This window comes from Thermomicrobiales bacterium, from assembly GCA_023954495.1.
GTDB lineage: Bacteria > Chloroflexota > Chloroflexia > Thermomicrobiales > CFX8 > JAMLIA01.
The window spans coordinates 14,241-41,081 of sequence record JAMLIA010000019.1; the positions used below are offsets into that span (position 1 = coordinate 14,241).

Genomic DNA, 26,841 nt, shown 5'->3' on the forward strand with positions numbered 1-26,841 from the left:
CGGCGGGTGCTCCTTGTGTTCGACTAGTGACGCAGTGTTGTGTGCCCAGATTGTGGCACAGACCGTCCGTACACTGCTGGTGGAGCGCGCATTCGAGAGTTCTTCCACGGGTTGGGCCGGGTCGGACGGGTGGGAGATTCCTTACTGCGGTTCGAAATGACAGGATGCGGGGGTGGCTGCCGGATTGAACCACTCGGCACTGCTGGCGCTGGCAGTGCGGAGCGCAAGCATTCTCCGCGCCATCTCGCGCCGAAATTGACGTCTGTCTTCCCAGCAGCCTATGATCGGTGCAGGCTGAAAGAGTGAACTGCCGACGAGCGGGATGAGGGTGCGCTGATGGGGTCTGCAGGATTGGTCGACCGCGTGCTGTGGGCGATCGCTCGGGCTCCGCGCAATTTGCTGCTCTTCGCGATCGTCTCGCTCGGCACGTTCGCCTACCAGGAGTTGGTGCCCGGCGAGCCGAATTACGGCGAGGCCGGCATACCGTGGGGCTGGGTGCTGATCACCCTCGTTCTTGTCATCCTGCTCTACCGACGGGTGCGGCTGGCCTGGTTCCTCTCGTTGATGCTCAACCTGTTGACAACGATTGTGCTCGTCCTGTTCAGCACCTGGCCGTGGACACCGAAGTACGCCGGCCTCGTCGTCCTGTCGGCGGCGGCCACCGTGCTGCTGGCCAGCTCGGCCGTGCGCCGCTACATGGACGAAAAGCCGTTCTAACGCGCGAACTCGGCGTGCTACACTTTCTACAGACGGATGCCAGGGGTGCGCGAGATCGCGCTGAGAGTGCGGGGCTAAGCCCGCTGACCCTCCGAACCTGATCTGGGTCATACCAGCGAAGGGACGGCATCGACAACCAGCCTCACCAGGGCGCCGTCGACCCATACGGGTCGCGGCGTTTGTGTTTCCAGACAGGTGCAGGCAGGTGTCCACGCAGAGGGCGCACTTCCCTGGCATGTACGAAACCGGCAACGGTCGGTTTTCGCCCGCCGAGGGAGGTGCATGTGCCCAATCTTCTGCCGACCATCAGTCGGCGCATCCCCGCCGCAATGACGATTGCCGGTTCCGACTCCGGGGCCGGTGCCGGAATTCAGGCCGATCTCAAGGCGTTCGCCGCGCATGGCGTCTACGGCACGTCGGTCATCACCGCCGTGACGGCGCAGAATACGCTCGGCGTGCAGTCGTTCGCTGCGCTCGATCCCGGCTGGTCGCCGCCCAGCTCGAGGCGGTGGTACAGGACATTCGGCCGGTCGCAGCCAAGACCGGCATGCTGGCGACCGCCGGTATCGTTCGTGTCATCGTCGAGGCGCTCGACCGCTATCCCAACCTGCCGGTCGTCATCGACCCGGTCGCGAACGCCAAGAGCGGCGATGCGCTGATCGACGCCGAAGCGCTCGCCGTCCTGCGCAACGAGCTGCTACCACGCGCGCGGCTCATCACGCCGAATCTGCCGGAGGCTACGGCACTGACCGGCATCCGGGCCGAGACGCCCGACGACATGCCGCGCGTTGGCGAGGCGCTGCTGGCGCTTGGAGTCGGGGCCGTCGTCGTCAAGGGTGGCCACCTGATCGACCGCGCCGACGATCTGTTTATGGATGGCAACCGCAGCGAGTGGCTGCGTGCGCCGCGCGTCATCACGCGCTGCACGCACGGCACCGGCTGCACCTTCAGCGCCGCAATCGCCGCCAATCTGGCGCTCGGTCACGAGCTGTTCGAGGCAGTGACCGCCGCAAAGAGCTACCTGACACAGGCACTGATCGCCGGCTACGAGGTCGGCGATGGACATTCCCCGGTCGATCACTTCTTCGCCGGAACACGCTTCCCAAGCACTGAAAGGGTCATCGCATGACAACAACCACACCGGCCACGGCGGTCGATACGCCGCTCATCATCGGCGGCAAGGAGTTCACCTCGCGGCTGCTGGTCGGCACCGGCAAGTACCGCAACAACGAGGAGATGCTCGGCGCGTTCGAGGCCTCCGGCACGCAGATCATCACCGTCGCACTGCGCCGGATCGACTTCGATGATCCCAAGAGCCGCAGCGTCCTGGAGGACGTCGACTGGACCCGATTCCAGATTCTGCCGAATACAGCTGGCTGCGCGACAGCCGAGGAGGCGATCCGCGTCGCCCGGCTGGCCCGAGCAATGGGTCTGTCCGACTGGATCAAGCTCGAAGTAATCCCCGACCCCGTCTATCTCTTCCCCGACCCGATCGGCACGCTGAGCGCCGCCGAGACACTAGTGAAGGAGGGCTTCACCGTCCTGCCCTACTTCAACGATGATCCGATTCTGGCCCGGCGACTGGAGGAGGTCGGCTGCGCAACCGTCATGCCGCTGGCCGCGCCGATCGGCTCCGGGCAGGGGCTGGTGCACTTCGACCGCATCCGGATGATCATCGAGCAGGCGAATGTGCCGGTCGTCGTCGATGCTGGCATCGGCGTGCCCAGCGACGCCTCGAAGGCGATGGAGCTTGGAGCAGACGCCTGCCTGGTGAATTCGGCGATCGCGCTGGCCGACAACCCGGTCGCGATGGCGCGCGCAATGGCCCTCGGCGTCGAAGCTGGTCGTGCTGCTTACCATGCCGGCCGGATGGCCCAGCGACCGACCGCCTCACCGAGCAGCCCGACCAGCGGAGTCGTCAGATGACGAGCGAGCAATTGGCAGCGCTGCGCTGCTATCTCGTGACCGACGTCCGCGCCGGTAGCGTCGAGCGGCTGATCGAGATTTGCCAGGCAGCGATCGAGGGCGGTGTGACGACTGTGCAGTTACGGGCGAAGGGCTGGACGGACAAGCAGTTGCTTGAAGCCGCCAACGCGCTTGTGCCGATCTGCCGGGCAGCCGGAGCGTTGCTGGTCGTGAACGACCGGGTCGACATCGCGTTGGCAGCCGGAGCCGATGGTGTTCATCTTGGCGTCGATGACTTGCCTGTTGCAGCCGCCCGGCGGCTGCTCGGCCCCAACGCGCTGATCGGCTACTCGCCCGAGACGCCGGGCGACCGCATCCAGGCAGAGCGAGACGGCGCGGACTATCTGGGCGTCGGGCCGGTCTATGGCACAACGACGAAGGACGATGCCGGGTCCGCCATCGGGCTAGACGGCATTCGCAGCGCGGTCGCCGCGTCGCCGCTGCCCGTTGTCGGCATCGGCGGGATCGGTATCGATACTGCCAGGCCGGTCATTGAAGCCGGGGCAGTCGGCGTCGCGCTGGTCGGCGCGGTCTTCCTGAGCGACGACCCGCGCACAGCGGCCACACGTCTGCAGAGAGCGCTCGGATGAACGGTTGTGCGATCCCGCGCCTGCACCTCGTCGGCCCGCTCGATGCGGTCAGCGACGCTGCCTTCGTCGAGATCGCGACGGCAGCCGCCTGCGGTGGCATCAACGCGGTCCACGTTCGCCTGCCGGGTCGTCCAGCTGCTGATGTCCTGGACATCACACGGCAGTTGAAGTCGAGCCTTCCGACTTCGACGGCGCTGATCGTCAACGACCGCGTCGACGTGGCATTGGCGGCGGGGGCAGTTGGCGTCCAGTTGGGCGAGCGCTCGTTGCCGGTTGACGCGGCGAGATCAGTAGCGGGCACTCGACTCCTGCTGGGTCGCTCGATCCACGACGTCGACGGAGCGCGCTCAGCGGCAGCGCTGGGTGCCGACTACCTGCTGGCCGGCAACGTCTATGCGACCGACAGCCACCCCGGCGCTGCCGGACGTGGTCTCAACTGGCTGAGTGAGATCGTGGACGTAGTGCCAATTCCAGTGATCGCCATCGGCGGTATCACCGCTGACTGCATCGCCGACGTCATGGCGGCTGGCGCGCACGGCATCGCCGTCGGTCGAGAGATCCTGCTCGCCACCGACCCACCCGCAGCCGCCCGACACCTTCGTGACAAGCTCAAATGAGGAGAGGCTCATGCAGCACACCAACGAACACATCATCACGCTAACGCTCAACGGGCGACCAACCGAAGTCGCCCCCGGCACCTCGCTGGGCAAGTTGCTCGACGATCAGGGCATCATCCGCCGCATGATCGCGATCGAGTACAACGGCGAAATCCTGCCGCGCCACCGCTACGACGAGACCATCCTCGGCGACGGCGACGAGCTGGAAGTCGTCCAGATGGTCGGCGGTGGATGAGATGGAAACGGGCTGCGTGGTTGCGCAGCCCGTCTGCGCATCACATTACTCCTCGCGGTGCCAGTTCTTGAGATCCCAGGTTGAACTCGCCCAGGGCGTGCCTTCAAAGCCGCGCAGGTTCGCGCGCGCCGCCGTCACGGAATTGCGATGCACGAGCGTGATCTCGGCGTAGTCATTCACCACCAGATCATTGAGCTGCACAATCAGGTCGATTTGCTTGTCGATATCAAGCTCAACGCGGGCCAGGTCGTGCAGTCGGTCGAACTCAGGATTCTGGTAGCGCGTCGTGTTCTGGCCCGACCATGCGTTCGACTTCTGCGCAATGTTGTCTGACCGATACTGATCGAGCCAGGTGACGAGATACGGGCCGGTCGGGTTGTCGGTATACATCTGGATGTCAGCGTAGAAGTGGCCGTAGGTGTCCGGATTGCCGGCATCCGACGAGAAGAATACCGATGCATCGATGCTCTTCAACTCGACAACAAAGCCGAGCTTTTCGAGGTCCTGCTTAATGATCTCCTGCGTCTTCTGGCGGACGGAGTTGATCGTCGTCTGAAAGACCAGAGAGCCACCAGAGAAATCGACGCTCTCCAGCAGCGCTGCGGCCTTGTCGAGGTTGTATTCCCACGTTGTGTTTGGCGATACGAAGTTCTCCGGGGCGTTCACAATGTTGGCTGAGACCTGCCCGCCCGGACCGTAGAGCTGCTCGACGATGGTGTCGCGCTGCGCTGCCAGCGCGATGGCGTTCCGAATCTCGAGATGCTGGAACAACGGATGCCTGGTCGACGGCTCGGAACGAGCGCCATCGACTTCCGTATTCGGATCGGCGAAGTTCAAGCACATCCGCTCGGAGCCAGAGCCGGGATTTCGGACAATCACGCCAACACCGCTGGCAGCCATTTGCTCCAGAATCGATGGCTCCAGTTGCAGGTTCGCCGCCCAGTCCCCTTCTCCGCTGCTCAGCACGGCGCGGGCGGTACCGGCAGCGTCTCCGCCACCCTTCATTTCCACTGCATCGAAGTAGGGCTTCCCCGCATCCCAATAGCCTTCGTAGCGGTCGTACAGCACAACGTCGCCCGGGCGGAATTCGCGCACCTTAAATGGGCCGGTGCCAATCGGCATGAGATTTGCCGGCGCATTGCGCGCGTCCTCACCGATGTAATCTCCGAACACATGTTCCGGAAGAATCATGCCGTTTCCGCCGGTGAAGATGTCCAGCCAGCCCGGGTTTGGCTCAGTGAACAACACCTTGACCGTATATGGATCGATGATTTCGATGTCTGCGACAGTGGCGTATGTGGAAGCGCTCGTGGCTGCCGTTGCTTCGTCAACGGCGTACTGCCAGGTGAACTTCACATCCTCGGCATCAAACGGCTCACCATCGTGCCAGGTGACACCCTGCCGCAGCTTCCAGGTCACGCTCATACCGTCCGCCGCGACGCTGCCGTCATCGAGCGATGGAACTTCTGCGGCGAGCAAAGGCACGCCTTCGCCGCTGCGGCTGAAATCGGCTAGCGGTTCATAGCACACACGTGAGGCGTCTGTGTCTTTCCCACCGAGCGAGAAATGCGGGTTGATGACCGTCGGTGCCTGCCACCAGAGCAAGCGCAATTCGCCACCGCCACCGGCCTGTTCCGGCGCGACAGTAGGAGAAGCTGCAGATTCAGCGGTCGCCATTGTCTCAGTGGATTCGCTGGAGCTGCTCCCCGAAGGTACAGAGATTACCGCTGTCTCTGTCGCTTCCTCGGGCGCGCTTGTCGGCGCGCTCTCAGACGGCGCGCTCGCTGGTTCATCGTCGCCGCCGCAAGCAGCCAGCATCCCTGCCAGAAGGGGCGCACTCAGACCAAGGGCAGTTCCTCGGCGCAGTACCTGACGACGATCAAGCCGTGTCTGAGCGAACGTGCGGAGATGGTTGACGTGCAGATCGGGATGTTCCGCCATGAAAGACCTCCGTGAATCTATAAGACATCATCTAATATACTAGTAGTCATGCTAGATAACATCTGTTATGATCATCGTCAAGTGTCACGCAGAAGTGACGCGCTCACTTCGATCTATCGTCAAGGGAGACGTGGATGCCGATTCCACTGGAGGTGCCTCGTGAACCGACAGACGCGCCGGCTCGGGAAACCGTCCTGAATTACTTGCGACACTGGATCGTGGACGGCACGCTCCAGCCCGGCGAGATCATTCGCGACAGCGAAATTGCCGAGCGTTTCAGTGTGTCGCGCACTCCGGTTCGCGAGGCGCTTCTGCAGTTGCGCTTCGAGGGACTGGTCGTGATGAAGCCGAAAGGCTGGACGCAGGTGAAGCCGCTCGATCCCAGCCAGATCGAGGCTCACCTCCGAGTTGTCGATGAGCTGGAGGCGCTGGCGGCGCGACTCGCCGCCGAAACGCCCGACCCCGACCTGTCCCTTGCCGAAGCGGCGAATGTCGAGCTGGAAGCATTGCTCGAACGCAGCGCGAAATCAGCGAACCCGGAGATCGACTGGCAGCTGATCGCGATGAACGACCGGTTCCACGACGCCATTATCGATATCTCCGGCAATATGGTGCTGGCCGAAGCATTAAGGCCGATCAAGGCACGCATGCGACGCTACGAACAACTCTACTTTGACCGTGCCACACCAATCGACCGCAACTCGGTCGCCCAGCACAACAGATTGCTGGATGCGATTCGGGCCGGCGACGGCAATACTGCTGCGGCAGTTGCTCGACTCAATCTCGCCAACTCGCCTGTTCGGACCCGTTCGAGTATCCGACGAATCCGAGTCGACGCTGCCGAGGGGATTGGCGCATGAGCGACCTGCAACTCCACAACCTGGTGCTTCCCGACGGCAGCCGGCCATCAATCCGCATCACTGACGGTCGCATTGCCACGATAGATTCGTCAATCAACACAGACGAAGCAATCGGCGAGCAGATTGATCTCGACGGCGGGCTGCTCCTGCCAGCTTTCATTGATGGTCACGTTCATCTCGACAAGACATACCTCGGTGACGCCTGGCACGATCACGAAGCGGCGGCATCGCTCGTCGAACACGTCGCGAATGAGCGGCAGCTGCGACCCCGACTTGCATCGGTCGAGCAGCGCGCAGCGGCGCTCATTGAGCGTGCGCTTGTCAACGGGACGACGATCATCCGCACCCATGCAGACATCGACCCCGATGCCGGTCTGTCGAACCTGACCGGCACTCTGAGCGTGCGGGAGTGCTTCAGGGATCAGGTGACAATCCAGGTCGTCGCCTTTCCGCAAAGCGGCATCCTGACATCGTCGGGCACCGATGAGTTGCTGGATGAGGCGCTGCGCTCCGGAGCGGACCTGATCGGCGGACTCGATCCAGCAGGTTTCGACGGCGATGCCAACGGCCACCTTGATGTCGTCTTCGGTCTGGCTGAGCGACATGGCGTCGGCGTCGATATCCACTTGCACGACACCGGCCCGACTGGACTGGCGGAGCTATCCGAGATCGCTGATCGGACAACCGCGCTCGGGATGCAGGGGCGCGTTACCGTCGGACATGCCTACGCGCTCGGGACTGAGCCGCAAGCCGCAGTGCTGCCCGTCGCCGAGGCACTGGCGAGTGCCGGTGTCTCGATTATGACGACCGCGCCCGGAAGTCACGCATTCCCGCCAATCCTCATGTTGAGAGAAGTCGGCGTCAATGTCTTCGTTGCCAATGACAATATCCGCGATTGCTGGGCACCATACGGCGACGCCGACATGCTGGAGCGCATGATGCTGGTCGCCTACCGCTCCGGCTTCGTCACCGACGCGCAGCTCTCGCTGGCGTTCGATATCGGAACGAACGCCGCAGCAAAGGCACTCGGAATCGATGGCTACGGACTGAACGTCGGCGATTGGGCCGACTTTGTCGTGGTCGACGCTGAGCACATTCCCGAGGCTGTCGTCGCGCGTCCGCCGCGACGCATGGTGTTCCGGCATGGACGGCTGATCGCCCGCGACGGCGCACTCGTCAAGGGCTAACGAACTCACAGGCGTTTGGATGAGAGGGAGACTGATGACACGCGACATGCTGGTCCAGAATGTTCGGCCGCAGAACTCCGACGCAATCGATATCCTCGTTCGAGACGGCAGGATCACCGAAACGGGAACGAACCTGGCGGCACCCGACGGCGTCGAGGTAATCGACGGCGGGAATCGGCTGCTCTTCCCGGGCCTGATCGATGCACACACCCACATGGACAAGACACTGCTGGGGCTCGGCTGGTACCGCAATGAGGTCGGCCCGACCCTGATGGACAAGATCGAGAACGAGCGCGCACTGCGCCGCGAACGCGGCATCGATTCGTACCAGCAGTCCAGCCGCCACGCGCGCCGCGCCATTGCCGACGGAACGAGCCACATTCGTACATTTGTCGATATCGACACCGAGATCAATCTCAAGGGGTTCGAGGGCACGGCGCGGATGCGTGAGGACTTCAAGGACTCTCTCGATGTCCAGATCGTGGCCTTCCCGCAGAGCGGCATGCTTGTCCGACCAGGCACGGTTGAGCTACTGGAAGAGGCGCTGAAGCAGGGTGCTGACGTCATCGGCGGGCTCGACCCATCGTCGGTCGATCGCGACCCTGCGAAGCACCTCGACGTGATCTTCGGACTGGCCGAGAAGTACGATCGCGACATCGATATCCACCTGCACGAGCCGGGCGAACTTGGCGCGTTTTCAATTGAGCTCATCGCCGAGCGGACCAAAGCGCTGGGCTGGCAGGGTCGCGTCGTCATCAGCCACGCCATCGCGCTCGGCCAGGTGGATGACGCCTACCTCGATCGCCTGATCGCGCTGCTGCTGGAGAACGACATCACGATCATGAGCCACGGTCCGAGTGGCCTGCGCCCGGTCCCATCGGTGATGCGGTTGCGCAATGCTGGCGTTCGTATGTGCACCGGCAACGACGGAATTCGCGACGCTTGGGGGCCGCTCAACATGCCGGACATGCTCCTGCGCGCGTTCATCCTCGCCTATCGCAACAACCTGCGGCGCGATGACCAGATCGAGGAAGTTCTCGACATCGCGACCTATGGCGGCGCGCGCGTCGTCGGCGACACAAGCTACGGACTCGAGTCGGGCTGCTGGGCGGACTTCGTCCTCGTCGATGGCGAGACACACATTGAGGCGGTTATCGAACGTCCAAAGCGTCATCTGGTCGTCAAGCATGGCCGCGTCGTCGCGCGGGATGGTGAGTGCCTCGTCTAGCTAGGGGATCTACAACGGTAAGGAGACAGGTGTGACCAGGACGCTGGTGCGTGGACGCTACGTCGTCGCGAGTGACGGCGAGAGCCATCACATCCTCGAAGATGGTGAGGTGGTCTACGACGGCAATACGATCATCTTCACCGGCCACAACTACACGGAGCCAGTCGATGAGGTGATTGACGCGGGCTATGCCATCGTCGGCCCCGGCTTCATCGATCTGGATGCGTTGTTCGACCTCGACTCAACCGTCCTCGGCTTCGACAACCATCCCGGCTGGGCGAAGGGGCGTGTCTGGGCCAGCACCTACGTTGAACGCGGGCCGCGCGATGTCTACACCGCCGACGAGGAGCAGTTCCAGCACGAGTACGCTATGGTCCAGCTGCTGCGCAACGGTATCACGACCGCCCTGCCGATCCGCTCGATCCTCTACCGCGCGTGGGCCGAGACGTATGAGGAGAACGCGCGTGCGGCCGATGCTGCCGCGCGATTGGGCATCAGGATGTACCTCGGCCCGTCGTATCGCACCGGTCTGCCGATGATCTACCCGGACGGCTCGTACGGCATGCACTGGGACGTCGAGCGCGGCATGCGCGGGCTGGATGAGGCGATCCAGTTTGTGCGCGACTACGACGGTGCGCACGATGGCTTGATTCGCGGATTCCTGCAGCCTGACCGTATCGAAGGCTGCACCGAGGAACTGCTGATTCACACTGCCCAGGCATCGGAGGATCTGAACTGCCCTGTCCGGCTGCACTGCTGTCAGGGCGAGCTGGAAGTGCAGCTCGTCGACGAACGCTGGGGCAAGTCGTCGCTGGAGCTGCTCCACGACCTCGGCTTCCTCAGTGAGCGCGCGTTGCTGCCGCATGGTTCGCTGCTCGGTGGGTTACATCCAACACCGGAGCAAAAGGACAAGGAGCTGCGCTGGCTCGCCGATGCCGGGGCGACGATCGTCCACTGTCCGCTGGTCAGCGCACGCGGCGGGGGCGCGATGGACTCATTCCCCCGCTACCACCAGATGGGCGTCAACATTGGCCTGGGCACCGACACCTACCCGCCCGACATGATCCTCAACCTGTTGACCGGCGTCATCGCGACGCGCATCCGCACCGGCGGCCCGACGGTCAGCGCGGCGGACTACTACACCGCCGCGACCATCGACGGCGCGAACGCCATCGGACGACCCGACCTGGGTCGGCTGACACCCGGCGCGCTGGCCGATATCACAATCTTCGATCTGTCGGCATTCCATATGGGCCAGCTCGTGGACCCGATTCAGACGATGGTGCTGAACGGCTCCGGTCGCGACATCACGACCGTCGTCGTGAACGGGCGCACCGTCATGCGCGACCGCATTATTGAGGGCTACGATCTGGATGCGATGCACCAGCAGGCGCAACAGCAATATGACAAGCTGATCGCATCCTACCCGGAGCGTTCTCACCTCCATCCGCCCGTCGAAGAGATCTACACTCCGTCCTTTCCAGTCGTTCGACCCAGCGAACGGGCGTGACCGATAGACGAAATCAGTCTATGATCCGCCCGATGATGGGAGGGAAAGGACACCATGACAACCTCTGAACACGGGCGGCCGCTGAAGCCGGAAGACATCCTGCGCATTCGGACGATTGATGACGCCCAGATCAGCCCGGACGGGCGGCTGGTTGCCTACGCGGTGAAGCGCTCGCTGCACAGCGACACGCAGAACCGCTACGCGTCGGACATCTGGATCGTTGAAGCTGGCGGTGGCACGCCGCGCCATGTGACAGTGAGCGACAGCCGCGATACCTCGCCGCGCTGGCTGCCGGACAGCCAGCGAATCGTCTTCGTCTCGGATCGCTCCGGCGCGCCGCAACTGTATCTCCATGACCTGCGTGGCGGCGAATCGCGCCAGATCACGCGCTTCAATCGCGGCGTATCCGGCCCGGTCGTCTCACCGCTTGGTCGCCGGGTCGCGCTGCTCAGCAGCGAGGGCTTCGGCATGTCCGACGCGGATATGAACGCACCGGGCGGCACGATCCGGCACCTCAAGCGTCTGCGCTACCGCTTCGACGAGGCGGGCTACATCGATGATCGGTTTGGCCAGGTCTGGGTCGTTGACCTGGAGTCGGGAGACGCGCGCCGGGTCACCGGGGCCGATGCGGGCGCAGCCTCACCGGCATGGTCGCCGGATGGCAGCCGGATCGCGTTCATCAGCAATCGACTGAGCGAGGTCGGCTTCGACTCGCAGCTCTATGTTGTCGACGCCAACCATGCGTTGGCGTCCGGTGAGCAAGACAACGCGGTCGCCATCAACGGCGAATTACTGGCAGCAAGCGCTCCTGCCTGGTCGGCGGACGGCTCATCCGTCGCGTTCATCGGTCGGCGAGCCGAAACCCGGGCTGGTGGAAACGCCAGGGTCTTCCTGGCGAGCGCGGACGGTTCCGGCACTCCACGTAGCCTGACCGACGACCTGGATCGTAGCCCAGCCACCGGCTCGTTCAGCGACACCTGGGGCCCACGCGACCACACGCCACTGATCTGGACAACTGATGGCACCGGCGTGCTGTTCACCGCCAGCGACAAGGGCAAGGTCAATGTCTACCGCGCGGCCGCCGACGGTAGCGGCGCAACCAAGGCTGTTGCCGGCGATCGAACGATCGGTTACGTGTCTCAAGCGAACGATGGTCGGCTCGCATTCGCTGCCGCTACATTCACGAACCCGTGCGACATCTATACCTGCGCGGCCGACGGCAGCGAAGAGCAGCGCCTGACGGACCTGAATGGCGGATTTCTCAGCGAGGTCGCCATCCAGCAGCCGGAACATCACCCATTCAAGGCGTTCGATGATCGCTTCGAAGTCGACGCCTGGCTGATCCGACCGGTGGACTTCGACCCGTCGAAGACGTACCCGCTCGTCCAGATCATCCACGGTGGACCGCACTCGATCTTCGGGCACACGTTCTTCTTCGACATGCAGCAGTGGGCCGGTGCTGGCTGGAACGTGCTGTTCGTGAATCCCCGAGCCAGCCAGGGCTACGGCGAAGACTTCGCTACCGCCTGCATTGGAGACTGGGGTGGGGCCGACTGGAAGGAGCAGGAAGCGGCGCTCGATCAGGCCATCGAACGCGGCGGAGTTGATCCGGATCGGCTCGCCGTCACCGGCCTCTCCTACGGCGGATTCATGACCAACTGGATCGTCGGCCAGACGAACCGCTACAAGGTGGCCGTCAGCGAGAACAGCATCTGCAACCTGGTCTCGTTCTTCACCGTTTCCGACATCGGCTGGTACTGGCTGGAGCCGGAGATGGAGAAATCAGTCTGGGACAACCTCGACTGGTACATGGAGCACTCGCCGCTCTACTACATCAAGAACATGCAAACGCCAATGCTCTTCCTGCAGGCCGAGACCGACTGGCGCTGCCCGATCGAGGAAGGTGAGCAGCTCTACACCGCGCTGAAGGCGCGCGGCGTCCCGACCGAGATGGTGCGCTTCCCGGGCGAGAGTCACGTCCAGCTCAGCATCGGCAAGCCGCGCACGCGCGTCGTCCGCCGCCAGGTCACGATGGACTGGATGCGTCGTTATCTCGAAGATGGTGCCGAAGAAGCAACGAGCTAGAGCCCTATCGAACCACCGCGGCACACTGCAACATCTTCTGACGTTCGCATGCCGCGGTGATCAAGTCCTCATAGAGATTGGATCAGCAGATGTCTGCAAATGACACCGTGCCGGATTTCGTTACCCGGTGGCCCAACCTTGCCCAGCCTCGCCTTGGCGCTGAGGTCATTTCGGCGACTGATGAGTTCTTTGCCGCGAAGGAACGGATGATTCAGGCCGAACCGCCCGTCCGGATTCCCGGCAAATTCGATGACCACGGCGGCTGGATGGATGGCTGGGAGACGCGCCGCAAGCGCGGACCGGGCTACGACCACTGCGTCGTCCGGCTGGGCCGCGTGGCGCTGCTGTATGGCGTTGACATCGACACGTCATACTTCACCGGCAACTTCCCGCCATCAGCGTCTATCGACGGACGACTGGATGGCGAATGGACCGAGATCGTGCCACCGACGAATCTCGGCGGCAATGCGCACCACTACGTGGAGGTTGAGCAGCCAGGCCCGTGGCGTGAGCTGCGTCTGAACATCTACCCGGATGGCGGCGTCGCTCGCCAGCGCGTTCACGGTCGATTCGTCTTCGATGCGGCGCAGGAGAGCGGCGATCTCGTTGAGCTGTCCGGCCTGATGCAGGGCGGACGGCCGGTCGCCTGGAGTGACGCGCACTACGGCTGGCCGGGCAAGGTGTTCCTGCCGGATCGCGGCATCAACATGGGCGACGGCTGGGAGACGAGCCGTCGGCGCGTGCCCGGCAACGAATGGTTGATCGCCGGGACGGTCATCCCGGCGCGATCAAGTCGATCGAGACCGACGCCGCCAACAAGGGCAACTACCCGGACACGATCATCATTCAGGCAGCAAACGAGCAGCGCTCAAACCGACACGTCGACGTCACCCAGAGCATGTTCTGGCCAGTGTTGCTGCCGGCAGCAGCCCGGTGCCTCACACAGTCCACACGTTCGCTGACAAGATCGTTGACCCGGCGTGATTACCCACGCCCGGATCAATATCATCCCGGACGGCGGCGTCAGTCGGATCCGGCTGTTCGGCGAGCCGACAGGCTAATTCGGCGCAGGCGTCAATCGATGCAGCCCAACACCGGGGAGCACTACTGCGGTTCGAGATGACAGGAAGAGGGGTTTGCTGCCGGACCGAACTAATCGCCATTGATGGCAATGGCGGCGCTCAGGATCGGCAGCCACCCCCTTGTCCTGTCATCTCGAACCGCAGTGAGAGATCTCCCACCCGCTCGACTCAGTCCAACGCAGGAAAGCTCCTCGCTGTCAGGTGACATCCTGGCGAGGCAAAGGTGCTGTCTAACCCAAAGCGGCTGGGACGCTAGCCGGGCGTATGCGATACGCCCCTACATTTACGGCAATGATGCCGTTTCACGAAACATTGTCGGAGGGATCATAGCGGCGTGTTTGTAGGGGCGTATTGCATACGCCCGGCTAGCCCACGACCCCATCCTAACCGGCAGCCAGCGCCTCGGCGCAAGCGATCGCGGGGAAATCCTCGCCTGTCTCACCTTCAATATCCCACCACGCGGAGAGGACGGCTTGGGCTATCGCCCAGGCTCGGATGCGCTGGCGGTCGAGTTCGAGCCGCTCGGCGAGGACATCAATGCGACGGGAGAGCAGGCGCGCAAGGTTCGGCTCGGACGCGATCTCCGGTATCGGGTTACGCAGCAGCGCGCCAGTCTCGTAGGCCGGCTCGCCGATCGCGCCGTGCGGGTCGATCGCCAGCCAGGGAGCACGCGTCGCCGAGAGGATGTTTTCGTGATGCAGGTCTGCGTGCAGGACGACCGGCTCGGCCATTGACGGCAGCAGCTCGGCGAAATGCGTCTCGGCCCGCTCGACCAGACGCGCGGGCAGTGGGCCGGTGCCGCCATCAAACCGTTCGCGCAGTCGAGCCAGGCCACGCGCCCAATCGGCAACATGCGGGTAGGAGTGCGCTGCGGGGACGGGTCGCCAGATCTGGCGCATGACATCAGCGGCAATCGCCATCGCATCATCGTCGTCCTCGACCGTGCGCAGCGTTGCTCCTGGCTCAATCAACTCCAGCAGCGAGGCAGCCTGCTCGCGCCTCGACTCCAGCAGCCGGACCATGCCGCGACCGTTGCACAGGCGTAGCATGTCAATCGAGACTTGTAGCTCGGGATCGGGAAAGCCGATCTTCAGCATCGCGCGGGTGCCGTCCTCGCGTGTGGCTGGGGCAACCCAGGTGTAGGAGAGATTGGCAATCGGCGGCTCGACGATCAGTCGCCATTCTGCGGCGAGTTGCTCAACGATCTGCGGTAATCGCGCGAGCCAGCCTGTCGCCGGATCAGCGCCGAAGACACCGCGCATCCGCGCCGCGAACTGCTCAGGAATCGCAAATGGGTCGCGGCTCACTATTCGTCCCGCCCGCCTGAGACGGCAACTGCCGGCCCGGCGGCGACGGCTGTTCCGCGCTTGAACGACTCCGGCGCGAGGACCGCGAAGGCCGCGCCGGCAACGACAACCATGATCGCTGTGCCGTAGAGCGCGGCTTCGGTCGAGAAGATGTCGGCAGCGAAGCCGAGGCCGAGCGGGCCGGCAACGTAGCCGAAGTCGGCCAGCATGCGATAGGTACCCATCGCCTGCGCGTTCATGCCCGGCGGTGCCATATCGGCCGCGTAGGCGGTCGGCGCTGCTGCCGCGATACCCGAGGCGCACGCCCAGGTGGCGCAGGCGACGATGAAGCCGGTGAAGCTGCCGGCCAGCGCGAACGCCAACAGGGCGATGCCGCTGATCAGCGTGCTCGGCACGATAACCGCCTTGCGGCCAAATCGATCGACCAGCACGCCACTCGGGTAGGCCAGGATCAGGCCCATGATCGAGATCATCGCCAGGCCGATGCCGATCTGTCCGGCGGTCAGGCCGATTTTGTTTTCGGCCAGCGTCGGAATCAGGGTGAACAAGCCACCCGTGCGGGCGAAGAAGGTCGCGAACGACACGATCGAGATGAGCAGGAAGCCGACTTGTGCCGTTAGCACCCGAATCTGGGTGGCGAACGGCACCGGCTTGGTCTCAACTCCGGCGGAGCTCTCCTGCCGCAGATTGCGCGTTTCAGGCACACGGAACCAGGCCAGAATGGCGACGATTGTGCCGAGGATGGCGTAGATGTAGAACGGCGCTGCCAGCGAGATGTACTCGGCCAGGAAGCCGCCGGGTAATGGCCCGAGCCCGACGGCAAACATGAAGGTGCCCATGTAGATCGACATCATCCGGCCGCGATTGTCCGGCCGCGAGATGTCGGCGATCATCACCTGCGTGCCGGTGATGACCATCGCCGCGCCACCGCCAGCGACGAAGCGCCCGATCAGGAAGACAGTGTAATCTGGCGCAATGGCGCAGATGAGGTTGCCGAGGACAGTGATCGCGCCGCCGAGCGCCAGCGCCTCGCGACGGCCGAAGCGGTCAGCAATGATGCCGGTTGGGACGTTGAGCAGGAAGCGGGCGAGTCCGTAGATCGCGATCGTCAGGCCAATCGCCGTCTTCGAGACACCGAACGACTCGGCGTAGAGCGGCACCACCGGCACGATGCTGCCGAATCCGAGCTGGTTGAACCCGATCAGGACGCAGACCCAGATCAGGATGCGGTTGCGTTGATAGAACGCACGGAGTCCCTTCGACTCCGCGTCCTCTACGTCTAATGTGTTCAATGACTCATCACCATGCATCCATCACCCTCTCAGCATTCCGCCGAGGATAATGCCTGCGCGACATACGCGCTACACTCTTCCACAACCTCACAATGCGGCTTCCCACCAGATCGCAGAGATCGCCATGATCCGCATTGCAACGAAAGGGGCAACCCCAATGCAGCCATTCCGTCTGTTTGCAGCCACTGGTTCTGCGGTGGTGAGACTCAATGTTGATGCCGACGGCCGCGTGGAGGAAATGACATCGCTCGATGGCTCCGGCGCGCAGTGCATCGCTGTCGATCCGCACGACCCGAACCGCGTGTTCGTCGGAACGTTTGACGCCGGCATCTACCGCACGCTTGACGCGGGCGAGACATGGGAGCATGTCAGCCACGGTTTGCCACACCAGCGAGTGCTCTCAATTGCCGTGTCCCCGGCGCGGGCGACCGATGGCGTCAACGCCGTCTATGCCGGGACAGAGCCGAGCCGCCTGTATCGCTCGGACGACAACGGCGCAACCTGGATCGATAGCCCGGCCCTGCCGGAGCTGCCCAGCGCGCCATCCTGGTCATTCCCGCCGCGACCGTGGACAAGTCACGTGCGCTGGATCGCGCCGCACCACGACGACCCCGACCGCATCTACGTCGGCATCGAGCTAGGCGGCGTCATGCGCACGACCGACGGTGGCGTGACCTGGGAGGACCGCAAGCCGAACTCCTACCACGATTCGCACGCAGTGCTGACCCATCGCCACGCGCCGGGCCGCGTCTACGAGGCAGCGGGAGGCGGCGTCGCATTCTCCAACGATGGCGGCGAGACCTGGCGTACGGCAGACGAGGGCATGGATCGCCACTACGTCTGGGGGCTGGCCGTCGACGACGCCAACCCGGACCTCTGGTACGTCTCGGCCAGCTTCTCAGCCCGCGATGCCCACGTCACGAACGGACAGGCAAAGGGCCGCGTCTTCCGCAAGCGCGGGGACGACGACTGGCAGGTGCTCGACCTCGGTACGGACCCACTGCCGTCGATGCCGTACGCGCTGCTCAGTCTGCACGACCGTCCAAACTCGATCGTGGCCGGCATGCACGATGGCAACATCATGGCCAGCTTCGATGCTGGAGAGACGTGGGAGCAGCTCGATGTCCGCCTGCCGTCGCTGCTGGCGTTGAGCGAGGCTCGGGCATAGCTCCCACATCTATGCAGGACTACTCCAGCGACGGTTGCGGCTCCGGCGCTTCTTCAGCCTGCCAGAGAGCCCGCATCTCGCCGCTCGTTGCCAACAGATCCGCGAGACGGCCGCTCGCCTCGACCCGCCCGTCCTTGAGCACGATGATCTGATCGGCGCGTTGCAGCGTGGCGCGTCGGTGCGAGACGGCGAGGTACGTGCGACGGGGATCGGTCAGCAGACGGTCCCCACAGCAGACGCTCGGTTTCGACATCCAGCGCGCTGGAGAGATCGTCGATGACGAATGATCGGCTTGCCGCACCAGCATCCGCGCAGCGGCATGCGCTGCGCCTGGCCGCCGGAGAGCGCGACACCGCGCGTGCCGATCTGCGTCTCCAGTCCTGCCGGTAGCGCCGCGACATCCTGATCCAGCACTGCAGTGCGTAGCGCCTGGCAAGATCCGGCGGCTCGACGTCAAGCCCGAGCAGGATGTTTCGTTCGAGCGTGTCGCTGAATAGTCGCGGCCCCTGCGCGGTGTAGGCCGCGCGCGGCGGCGTCATGAAGTCGGCGGGATCGGCGATCCGCTGGCCGTTCCAGCGCAGCTCGCCACCGTTGAGCGGCAGCAAACCAAGCACCGTGCGCAACAGCGTCGTCTTCCCCGCGCCGATCCTGCCGGTCACAACTGTCAGCGTGCCGCACTGAAGCGTCAGCGAGATATCGCTGACGCCATGCTCCTGACCCGGATGTGTAGCCGAGAGATCGCGGACATCAAGCTGCTCAAGCGGCTCAGCATCCCGGGCGGGATACTGCGCGACTGGCGGCAGCGACCCGCGCAGATACAGCGGCTCATGCTGCACCAACACCGCCTCCGAATCACCGCCGATGATGTGGCGCAAGCGCCGGAACGCGACGCCGGTCTGCTGATAGTGCGCAAGGAAGCGCCCGAGGTCATCGGTGAATCCGGCGATGTAGCCGAGGTAGCTGATGAACAGGACGAAGTCGCCAACGGACAGCGAGCCGTCGCGCAGGCGGCTGGCAGCCAGCAGCATGACCAGGCCGGTGCCGATCGAGACGGTGTTGGCGGTGATCGCCTCCAGCGCCTGCGTCAACAGCCGATCGGCCAGCATCGCCGACCGCCGCCGCTCGCTTAACCGCCGGAAGTGCTCGACGGCGCGGCTTTCAGCACCCGCCACCTGCAGCACGAGCGCCGCGCCGACGATGTCGCCGATGGCCGACGTCACGTCGCTCGTCGCCTGGCTGCTGGCTGCGCGACGTTCACTCAGCGCGTTACTCGCCCGCCGCGCGATGGCAGCGATGATGAGCATTGGCGCGAAGACAACGACCGTCACCCAGATGTCGATGCGCGCCATGATGACGAGCGCCGCCAGCGCGAACAGGCCGGAGCCGATGACATCGTTGATCCAGTCGACGACATCTTCGGCGGCGTAGGCATCGTCGCGGAAGCGACTGATCGTCTCGCCGACCGGCGTCGTCAGCGCGACTGCGCCGGGCCGACCGAGGATGGTCTTCAGCAGGATGCGGCGAATCTGGCCGCTCATCACGAAGCGTGAAAGCGTCTCGGCAAAACCGGCCGCCATCCAGAGAACCGACCGCGCGATGGCGAACAGAACGAGCAGCAGGATCAGCTCGTTCGTGCCGAATGACGTGCCCGACGAGCCGGAGAGGGAGTCGAAGAACTCTCTCGCGATCAGGCCCGGGATGAGCGGCGACAGGTGGATGATCGTCCAGAGTGAGAGGTGCAGGAAATAGAGACCCGGTCGCGCCCGGATCATCGAGATAATATTGCGCCAGGTCGGACGCGTCGCTGTCATCGTTGCCGTGCTCACGACGCCACCTCCGCTCCGGCGATCCGAAGCAGCTCGGAGAAGCGCGATTCCGGATTCGAGGCCAGCGCGATGCGTTCGCCATGCTCACGCACCCGCCCATCCTCCAGCACCAGCACATCATCGGCAAGCGCAATCGTGTCCAGTCGGTGCGCGATCAGGATGCCGGTGCGGCCCTTCAGCAGCCGGGCCAGCGCGTCGTGCAACAACCGCTCGGTGGCGGGATCGAGCCGCGACGACGCCTCGTCGAGAATGACGATGTCGGGGTCGCGCAAGAAGACGCGCGCGCAGGCCAGCAACTGCGCCTCGCCGGCTGACAGGCCAACGCCACCAGTCCCAAGCCGTGTCGACAGACCATCGGGCAAGCCAGCCAGCCAGCCGCCGAGGCCGAGCGATGTCAACAAATCGAGAAGCACATCGTCCGGCACGCGGTCATCGAAGAGCGTCAGGTTGTCGCGCACGCTGGCGTTGAACAGGTGGACCTCCTGGCTCACGACGCCAATGCGGGAGCGCAGCGCGTCGAGGCGCACGGTGCGCGTGTCAACACCGCCAACTCGAACGACACCGAGGCCAGGATCGACGAAGCGGACCAGCAATCGCGTCAGCGTCGTCTTTCCGCTGCCAGTTCGGCCGACGATGCCGAGCACCCTGCCGGCATCGATCCGCACAGTGACATCGTGGAGGACCGGCGAATCGTCAACGTAGGAAAACGAGACGCTATCCATCTCGACCGATAAGGAGCCAGCTGGCAGTTCGCCGAGGCCATCGACGATCTGTGGGACCGTCCCCAGCAGTCCCTCGACCCGCGCGATGCTGGCGTCGGCCTGCTGCAGATCCTGAACCTCGTTACGCAACTGTTCGGCTGGGCGGCTGAGGACGGCGGTGTACTGGAAGACGAGGTAGACCGCGCCGATCGACAGTGCACCGGAGCGGAACTGCATCGCACTGAGCGCGAATGCCGCCGCCGTTCCGAAGGCAAAGAGGAGTTGGCTACTCGCGCCGACCGCGTAGCCCCACATGCTGGAACGTGTCCAGGCGGCCATCCAGGCGCGCATCGTCTCAGCGCAGCGCCGCATGACGAATGACGCTGCGCCGGACGAGCGCACATCCTCGGTGCCGGCCAGGTACTCGCTGAGGAAGCCGTAGAATCCGGCGCTGGCCTCGCGCTCCGCCATCCAGGCCGGGGCGGCGGCTGCGCGTATCCGCAACATGACGACCAGCCCAGCGGCGACGAACGCACTCATGCCCAACCCGACGCGCCAGTCGATGCGCACCAGCAACGCCAGAATCGCCAGGATCAGTAGTGCGTTGCCAATGACATAGACAACAAAGCGCGAGAAGAAGCGCGCCAGAATACTGACATCACCATCAACCCGCTCGATCAATTCACCGGGCGTGTGCGTCGTGTGATAGCTCGCATCCAGCCGCAGGACGTGCGCGAGCAGATCGGCTCGCAGCGCATTCGTGGCGATCCAGCCGATATTCTCAGCCACCCACGCTTCTGCGACTCCGGCGGCCTGCCCAAGCAGGGCAACGACCATTGTCAGCAGCGCCAGCACGAGTAGCCCGCGTAGCGGCTCACCGGCGGACGCGCGGTCAACGAACTCGCTCGCCAGCAACGGCGCGATGACCTGAACGCCGATCGTGCAGATGAGGATCAGGCCGAGCAGCGCGACGCGCGGCCACTCCGAGCGCAGGTAATGCGAAAGCAGCCGCCAGTAGCGGCGAAGCGTCTGGAATTGTTGTGGAATCTGGCGGTTAGTCGCGCCCGCCTGTGCCGAAACCGATGTGTTGGTCGAGGACATACCCGTCACTCTCGTTGAAGAATCGTCGAATCATGTGACCCTTCAACGTAGTCGCCAGCATGTCACCCTCTTTCGGCTATGTGGATAGAAAGCAGATAGTCTACGCAGCTCCGTGCGCTGCGCTCGCGCATCCTAACAGCCGAATCGATCATGCGCAAGCATGGACAAGACCGACCAACCCCGCAGATGAGCGGGACTGGTCGGTGGCTGATACGTGCTATTCGTTGCCCAGCGCATTGGCGTAGAACGCCGCAATGTCGTCGTAGAACTGCTCGCGGCAGGCGTCATCGACGTACATCATGTGCCCGGCTTCGTAGTAGGTGTAGTGGAAGTCATCGCGGCGCAACGCATCCAGCCCGAGGTGGTCCATTGTGTAGCGAATGGCGAAATACGGCGTCGCCAGATCGTAATAGCCTGCGGTGATCAGCACCTTCAGATGCGGGTTGCGGTTGAACGCATTGCGCATCGGCGTGGTGGTATCGAGGTAGCCGTTCTTGACCGAGTCGTACTTCCACTTCTGGAACACGTTCATCGAGAGCGTTTCGTAGACCAGATCGCTCTCGAATTTCAGCGTCTGGCGCAGATACTCGTTGATCATCGCCGTGTACGGCGCGCCGGGGTGGATCATGCTCGGGTCCACTTCCGGTGTCTCGGTCACCGCCAGCGCATCGATGCCGATGAAGCGGCTGTCGATCCGACCAACCGTCCGCTTCTCGTCGCGCAGCAGCTCCTTGCAAAAGCGCATGATCTGGATACGCAGGTTGCTGTTGTCGACGAACTGCTCGCTCAGGCCTTTGTAGGCTGCAACCACTGCACCATGCTCGCGCTCGTCGTCGGTGAGCGCGTCGCCCTTGAACAGCGCCAGCAGATAGTCGTTGCCGCGAACTCCTCATGACCTCGGCGAGCACATCCTCGAGCTCGCGTAATTGCAGTTCAGCCGGCAACCGCTTGTGATACCAGGCGGTCGCGGTGAACGATGGTAGAAACAGGACGTAGGGCAAGTCGTTGTGTCCAGCGGCCCACATGTCGAGCGTCGCGTACGACAGCACCGCCGAGATCAGCGAGATGCCGTTCAGCGCGATCCCGCGATCGATCAGATGGCCGGCTAGCCCGGCGGAACGCAGCGTGCCGTAACTCTCGCCGGCCAGGAAGAGCGGCGACGACCAGCGGCCTGTGCGCGTCAGGTAGAGACGGACGAACTCGCCGAGGGATTCAATGTCGCCGGAGTAACCGTAGTACTTCTCGCCAAGCTCCGGGGTTGCGGCGCGGCTGTAGCCGGTACCGACCGGATCGATGAAGACGATGTCGGTGTCCAGCAGCCACGACTGATCGTTGTCGACGAGCTTGAACGGCGGCGGCGGCATCGTGCCATCCGGGTTCAGCTGGACGCGCTTCGGGCCGAGCGCGCCCATATGCAGCCAGATTGACGATGAGCCTGGTCCGCCGTTGTAGGCAAAGGTCAGCGGGCGGGGAGCGTCACCTTCATCGCCCTCGATCGTGTAGGCGGTATAGAAGACCTGCGCTTCAATCTCGTCCTTGTCGTTGCGCAGCGGCATCAGGCCGACGGTGACGTTGTAGCTCACCGTCTCGCCGCGGATCGTCGCTTCGTGTTGCGTGGTGATCGGCGCTAGCTCTTTCAGCTCCGGTTTGGCTTGTTCCTGCTTTTGCTCGTCGGCCACGGATTGTGTCCTTTCTGTGCCGGGATTGCGCTCCCAGTGCGCACGTGCGCGACTACGATGTCGTTGCGGACATTGTCGCGGACTGTGCCCGCGTTCGCCATCGCTCTATACTAGTCGCTGATCTACTCGTCCGGCCGGGCCTGAAGTCAGGGGACGCTGTTCCGGGCCGGACCATCGTGGAGAGCACAGCACATCATGGCTTCGATCGCAGGAATGCGCGCCGTTCGAGCGCGACCCCGCACCGCCACGCAGTTCGACCCGTTCATGGTCGTCCTTATCGTTGTTCTGAATATCTTCGGTCTGGTGACGATCTGGAGCGCATCCGGCGCGGAAGGCGGCATCATCGGCCAGGAGGTATCGCGCCAGGCGTTTTACTTTGTCGCAGGCATGATCGCGATGTTCACGCTGGCGTCGATCAACTACAAGTACCTGAAGTCATTCGCCGCGATTGCCTACGTCGGCTCGGTCGGATTGCTGTTCACCGTGCTGGCGATCGGTGAAACGATCTCTGGCTCGACACGCTGGTTCTTCCTCGGCCCGATCTCGTTCCAGCCATCGGAGCTGGCCAAGATCGCAACGATCATCGCGCTAGCGGCATTCATCAGTGAACGTCGCCACGAAATGGACCGGCTCTCGAACTTCCTGATCTCGATTGGCATCGTCGCCTTGCCGATGGGCCTGGTCTTCATGCAGCCGGACCTCGGCACAACCGGCGTATTCGCCGCCATTTGGCTCGGTATGATCGTGATGTCCTCAACACGACTGCTCTATCTGGTCGGGCTGGCGCTGCTGGCGATTCCGGGAGTCGCGTTCGCCTGGCTCAGACTGCTGCACGACTACCAGAAGGACCGCCTGATGGTGTCGTTCGATCCTGATCGCGACTATCTTGGTCAGGGCTACAACATCATCCAGGCACGCATCACGATCGGCTCGGCCGGCTGGTTCGGGCACGGGCTGCACGGCGGCAGTCAGGCCGAGTTCAATCTGCTGAAGGTCAGTGAAACCGACTTCATCTTCGCTCATGCGATGAGCATGTTCGGCTTCGTCGGCGGCATCGCGCTGTTCCTCGCCTTCATGCTGCTCTTCTGGCGGATGCTGCGCGCGGTGACGATCGCGCACGATACCTTCGGCCAGCAGCTCGCCATCGGCATCACGTCGATGTTCTTCTTCCAGACGTTCGTGAACATCGGGATGAACCTGGGCATCATGCCGGTTACCGGCATTCCACTGCCATTCATTTCCCTTGGCGGCACAGCGCTGTTCTTCGTGCTGGTGTCATTCGGCATCATCCAGAGCATCATCATCAATCACAGGAAGCTCGGCTTCCAGTCTCTTTGATTGGCCTGTCAGCGCCAAAGTGTCGACCATCCCAACGCGGCAGCCAGCCCTTCCGCCTGCCTTCTTGAGCGCGTTCTCAATGTCGAGCAGTCCGGTCCGGCAGCCAACCCCACCCTCTGTCATCTTGAGGTCGCAACCGAAAGATCTCCCACCCGTTTGACGCAGTCCAACGCAGGGGAGATTTCTCACTGCGGTTCGAAATGACAGGACAAGGGGTTGGCTGTCGGACCGAACTGCTCGACGTTGACAGCCCACTCAAGACGACAGGGGACGGGGATTGCTATCACACCTGACAGCATCACTGCGTTCGGTTACCCGCCAGTCTGCACCCGACCGTAGCCTGCGAGGTGGGCACGCCAGAACGGGGTGTCGAGCTTGTCGATGCGGACGAACTCGCCGACATCCGGCGAGTGGAGCATCATGCCGTTGCCGACGTAGATGCCGACGTGGGTGATGATCGACACCGGCTCGCCACCGGCCAGTGCGTTCGCCTGGCGTCCGACGGGCGTCGTGTTGGCGAAGAAGATCAGGTCGCCGGGCTGCACATCAGCCGGATCGAGCCGCTCGGTGGTATCGAACTGCTCGGCTGCTGTGCGCGCCACCGGAACGCCGAGCTGCGCCCAGGCCCACTGGACGAGGCCGGAGCAGTCGAAGCCGCCCTCTTCGTAGGACTCGCCGCCCCAGACGTAGGGTGTGCCGAGCGCGGTTGTGGCTACGCGGATGATGTCGACTTCGCGAGGGATCAGGCTGTACGGCACAGCGACCGGGCCGACGGCGTAGCCCAGGCTGGCCGTCTGTCGCTCGAACAGGGCGACGTACTCACGACCGGTCAGCCCGTGATCGTCAAGACGCTCGATGACGTTGCCGCGCTCGTCAATGCGATCGGTGTAGGCGGCGGCGACCTGCGACCAGGAACCCCAGCGCTCGTAGAGGCCGGCGAGGATTTGCGCACCGGCATTGAGGTTTGCTGTCGGGTCGAGCAGGTCCACGCTGGCGTCAACACTGTTGTTGCCGGGCTGGACCTGCATCAGTCCCTGCCTGCCGGATGGGCCGACGAGGTTGGCGTCGCCAGCCGACTCGATCATCACAATCGAGGCGACGACCTGCCACGGCACGTTTGCCGCTGCGGCTGCTTGCTGGATCTGGTCTGACCACTGACCGAGGACGACAACGACCCCGGCCGGCTCGGCGCGGGCATCGGTCGCGGGCAGCCCGAGCGGAGCGATGAGTGTGACCAGCAGGAGAATGAGCGGCAGGCCGGCGGCGCGGCGCATGGACGGGTCCGTTCCTGTTCGAGTACCTGCGACGCGGCCAAAGCCAGCATCGGACGACATTGTCTGCCTGGAGGATACCAAGGCCGATCAGCCTGCTGCTGCCAGATGCACAGTATTGTCATGCGCCTGACGCTTGCTCGTTGAGAATGGGCGGGGCGTAGATTGCCGTCGATCGTCAGGATGCTGCATCACGCCTCACCGCCTGCCACTGCGTACATCCTTTCCCGGCTAACTGGTCGAGCGGAACAGACTGACGCTCCGGCGTGTTGTAATTCGTGAAGCGGATTGCGCGACTTTTCGAGACGTTTCGCCCAGTTCGTGATATACTGAATGCGCGTCACCAATATTCGTGCGCGAAGAAGGGCACGGCAATGACGCAAGCACGACAGCGCGGCCGCCCACGACTGGTGAGCGTTGAACAGCGCCAGACCGATCTTCTCGATGCGGCGCTGGAGCTCTTCCTGCAGCAGGGCATTGAGGCGACCACCATTGCGCAGATTGCACGACGGGCCGGTATTGCCAGCGGAACCGTCTATCTCTACGTCGACAACAAAGAGGCGCTGGTCAGCGGTGTGCGGGCGCGCGTCCGACAGGCGATGGCCGGCGAGATCGCGTCACTCATCGACCGCTGGGAGGGCTCGTTCGATACATTGCTCGATGCGGTGGTTGATGCCTCGTTCGATCTGCAGATTGCGTATCAGCGTGAGCTCGATCTGTTCCGTAGACAAGTGCAGCCGGAGGCGATCCGCGGTCTTGCCGAGAGTCGGCGGCAGGCGGTTGTGCCATTCGCGCAAGCCATCCGTCGCGCGGTCGAGCGGGGCGAGGCAGCGGTACCCGGTGGAGATCCCGAGCTGCTCGCCTATCTGATTTCCAGCGCCATCGAAGACGCAGTCTACTCGTGCCTGACGTTCGGCATCCCGTCCGACGTCGACGCGCTGCGGACTGCGGCGCGCGAGATGGCGCACAAGCTCCTGGCGCCGAATGCGGCACCGTAGCCGTCATGAAGGAGGTGCATTGTGAAAGCACCACAACTGAATCAACTCGCATCTGTTGGGACGGCGCGCCTGGTCGGCATCGTGTCGGGCGGGCTCGGGCTGGCGACGCTGGTCACGTCCATCTCACTGCTCGTGCGGCAGTG

At 63.7% G+C, this 26,841-nt stretch carries 21 protein-coding genes, 1 pseudogene and 1 riboswitch; of the genes and pseudogenes, 15 read left to right on the top strand and 7 right to left on the bottom strand.

All coding sequences use genetic code 11. From position 1 onward, the window contains the following. Window positions 1-336: 336 nt before the first annotated feature. The 6 genes and pseudogenes from M9890_05660 to thiS all read left to right on the top strand — a co-directional run bounded on the left by M9890_05660 (window position 337) and on the right by thiS (window position 4,124). On the top strand, window positions 337-717 hold the full coding sequence (locus tag M9890_05660) for a hypothetical protein (protein ID MCO5176443.1): 381 nt from the start codon (window positions 337-339) through the stop codon (window positions 715-717). Window positions 718-748: 31 nt separating this feature from the next. Then, window positions 749-859, top strand: a riboswitch (TPP riboswitch). Between the two features lie 187 nt (window positions 860-1,046). After that, window positions 1,047-1,846 (top strand): annotated as a pseudogene (thiD, locus tag M9890_05665) (bifunctional hydroxymethylpyrimidine kinase/phosphomethylpyrimidine kinase). Beyond that, window positions 1,843-2,643, top strand: coding sequence for a thiazole synthase (locus M9890_05670; protein MCO5176444.1), 801 nt, complete (start codon window positions 1,843-1,845; stop codon window positions 2,641-2,643). Before thiD ends, M9890_05670 begins: the two are co-directional and overlap by 4 nt. Continuing rightward, window positions 2,640-3,272 (top strand): thiamine phosphate synthase, encoded by a 633-nt coding sequence (gene thiE / locus M9890_05675; GenBank protein MCO5176445.1) that lies wholly within the window; start codon window positions 2,640-2,642, stop codon window positions 3,270-3,272. The genes M9890_05670 and thiE overlap by 4 nt, the downstream gene beginning before the upstream one ends. Continuing rightward, window positions 3,269-3,889 carry a thiamine phosphate synthase gene (locus M9890_05680; GenBank protein ID MCO5176446.1) on the top strand — a complete coding sequence of 207 codons (621 nt, stop codon included), beginning with the start codon at window positions 3,269-3,271 and terminating at the stop codon, window positions 3,887-3,889. Before thiE ends, M9890_05680 begins: the two co-directional genes overlap by 4 nt. Window positions 3,890-3,899: 10 nt before the next feature. Beyond that, window positions 3,900-4,124, top strand: coding sequence for a sulfur carrier protein ThiS (thiS, locus tag M9890_05685; protein MCO5176447.1), 225 nt, complete (start codon window positions 3,900-3,902; stop codon window positions 4,122-4,124). A 45-nt stretch (window positions 4,125-4,169) separates the two neighbouring features. Here thiS and M9890_05690 read toward each other — a convergent pair whose 3' ends face one another. Further along, a complete protein-coding gene (locus tag M9890_05690) occupies window positions 4,170-5,801 on the bottom strand; it encodes a peptide ABC transporter substrate-binding protein (GenBank protein MCO5176448.1) in 1,632 nt (543 codons plus the stop codon). A 398-nt stretch (window positions 5,802-6,199) separates the two neighbouring features. On the opposite strand from M9890_05690, the gene M9890_05695 reads away from it, so the two are divergent. From M9890_05695 to M9890_05720, 6 genes are all read left to right on the top strand, one after another. After that, a complete protein-coding gene (locus tag M9890_05695; GenBank protein MCO5176449.1) occupies window positions 6,200-6,925 on the top strand; it encodes a GntR family transcriptional regulator in 726 nt (241 codons plus the stop codon). Beyond that, window positions 6,922-8,112: an amidohydrolase family protein gene (locus M9890_05700; protein MCO5176450.1), complete on the top strand. Its 1,191-nt coding sequence runs from the start codon at window positions 6,922-6,924 to the stop codon at window positions 8,110-8,112. The genes M9890_05695 and M9890_05700 overlap by 4 nt, the downstream gene beginning before the upstream one ends. A 34-nt stretch (window positions 8,113-8,146) precedes the next feature. Continuing rightward, on the top strand, window positions 8,147-9,340 hold the full coding sequence (locus M9890_05705) for an amidohydrolase family protein (GenBank protein ID MCO5176451.1): 1,194 nt from the start codon (window positions 8,147-8,149) through the stop codon (window positions 9,338-9,340). Between the two features lie 31 nt (window positions 9,341-9,371). Then, window positions 9,372-10,850, top strand: coding sequence for an amidohydrolase family protein (locus M9890_05710; protein ID MCO5176452.1), 1,479 nt, complete (start codon window positions 9,372-9,374; stop codon window positions 10,848-10,850). Window positions 10,851-10,904: 54 nt separating this feature from the next. Beyond that, window positions 10,905-12,935: a S9 family peptidase gene (locus M9890_05715; protein MCO5176453.1), complete on the top strand. Its 2,031-nt coding sequence runs from the start codon at window positions 10,905-10,907 to the stop codon at window positions 12,933-12,935. Window positions 12,936-13,024: 89 nt separating this feature from the next. Then, window positions 13,025-13,897 (top strand): hypothetical protein, encoded by an 873-nt coding sequence (locus tag M9890_05720; protein ID MCO5176454.1) that lies wholly within the window; start codon window positions 13,025-13,027, stop codon window positions 13,895-13,897. Between the two features lie 503 nt (window positions 13,898-14,400). Here the strand turns inward: M9890_05720 and M9890_05725 are convergent. Next, window positions 14,401-15,324 carry an aminoglycoside phosphotransferase family protein gene (locus tag M9890_05725; GenBank protein ID MCO5176455.1) on the bottom strand — a complete coding sequence of 308 codons (924 nt, stop codon included), beginning with the start codon at window positions 15,322-15,324 and terminating at the stop codon, window positions 14,401-14,403. Then, a complete protein-coding gene (locus tag M9890_05730) occupies window positions 15,324-16,616 on the bottom strand; it encodes an MFS transporter (protein ID MCO5176456.1) in 1,293 nt (430 codons plus the stop codon). The genes M9890_05725 and M9890_05730 overlap by 1 nt, the downstream gene beginning before the upstream one ends. 196 nt (window positions 16,617-16,812) lie before the next feature. Here M9890_05730 and M9890_05735 point away from each other — a divergent pair, with 196 nt between their 5' ends. Further along, window positions 16,813-17,784: a hypothetical protein gene (locus tag M9890_05735; protein ID MCO5176457.1), complete on the top strand. Its 972-nt coding sequence runs from the start codon at window positions 16,813-16,815 to the stop codon at window positions 17,782-17,784. 53 nt (window positions 17,785-17,837) lie between these two features. On the opposite strand, the gene M9890_05740 is transcribed toward M9890_05735, so the two are convergent. The 3 genes from M9890_05740 to M9890_05750 all read right to left on the bottom strand — a co-directional run bounded on the left by M9890_05740 (window position 17,838) and on the right by M9890_05750 (window position 22,223). After that, complete coding sequence (locus M9890_05740) at window positions 17,838-19,610, bottom strand: ABC transporter ATP-binding protein/permease (protein MCO5176458.1); 1,773 nt, start codon at window positions 19,608-19,610, stop codon at window positions 17,838-17,840. Further along, complete coding sequence (locus M9890_05745; protein ID MCO5176459.1) at window positions 19,607-21,412, bottom strand: ABC transporter ATP-binding protein/permease; 1,806 nt, start codon at window positions 21,410-21,412, stop codon at window positions 19,607-19,609. The genes M9890_05740 and M9890_05745 overlap by 4 nt, the downstream gene beginning before the upstream one ends. Window positions 21,413-21,629: 217 nt before the next feature. Then, entirely contained in the window at window positions 21,630-22,223 is a 594-nt protein-coding gene (locus M9890_05750) for a hypothetical protein (protein MCO5176460.1), read from the bottom strand. 1,063 nt (window positions 22,224-23,286) lie between these two features. On the opposite strand from M9890_05750, the gene M9890_05755 reads away from it, so the two are divergent. After that, a complete protein-coding gene (locus M9890_05755) occupies window positions 23,287-24,429 on the top strand; it encodes a rod shape-determining protein RodA (GenBank protein ID MCO5176461.1) in 1,143 nt (380 codons plus the stop codon). Window positions 24,430-24,740: 311 nt separating this feature from the next. On the opposite strand, the gene M9890_05760 is transcribed toward M9890_05755, so the two are convergent. After that, window positions 24,741-25,703 carry an NlpC/P60 family protein gene (locus M9890_05760; protein ID MCO5176462.1) on the bottom strand — a complete coding sequence of 321 codons (963 nt, stop codon included), beginning with the start codon at window positions 25,701-25,703 and terminating at the stop codon, window positions 24,741-24,743. Between the two features lie 371 nt (window positions 25,704-26,074). On the opposite strand from M9890_05760, the gene M9890_05765 reads away from it, so the two are divergent. Beyond that, on the top strand, window positions 26,075-26,698 hold the full coding sequence (locus tag M9890_05765; protein ID MCO5176463.1) for a TetR/AcrR family transcriptional regulator: 624 nt from the start codon (window positions 26,075-26,077) through the stop codon (window positions 26,696-26,698). The last annotated feature ends 143 nt before the right edge of the window (window positions 26,699-26,841 follow it).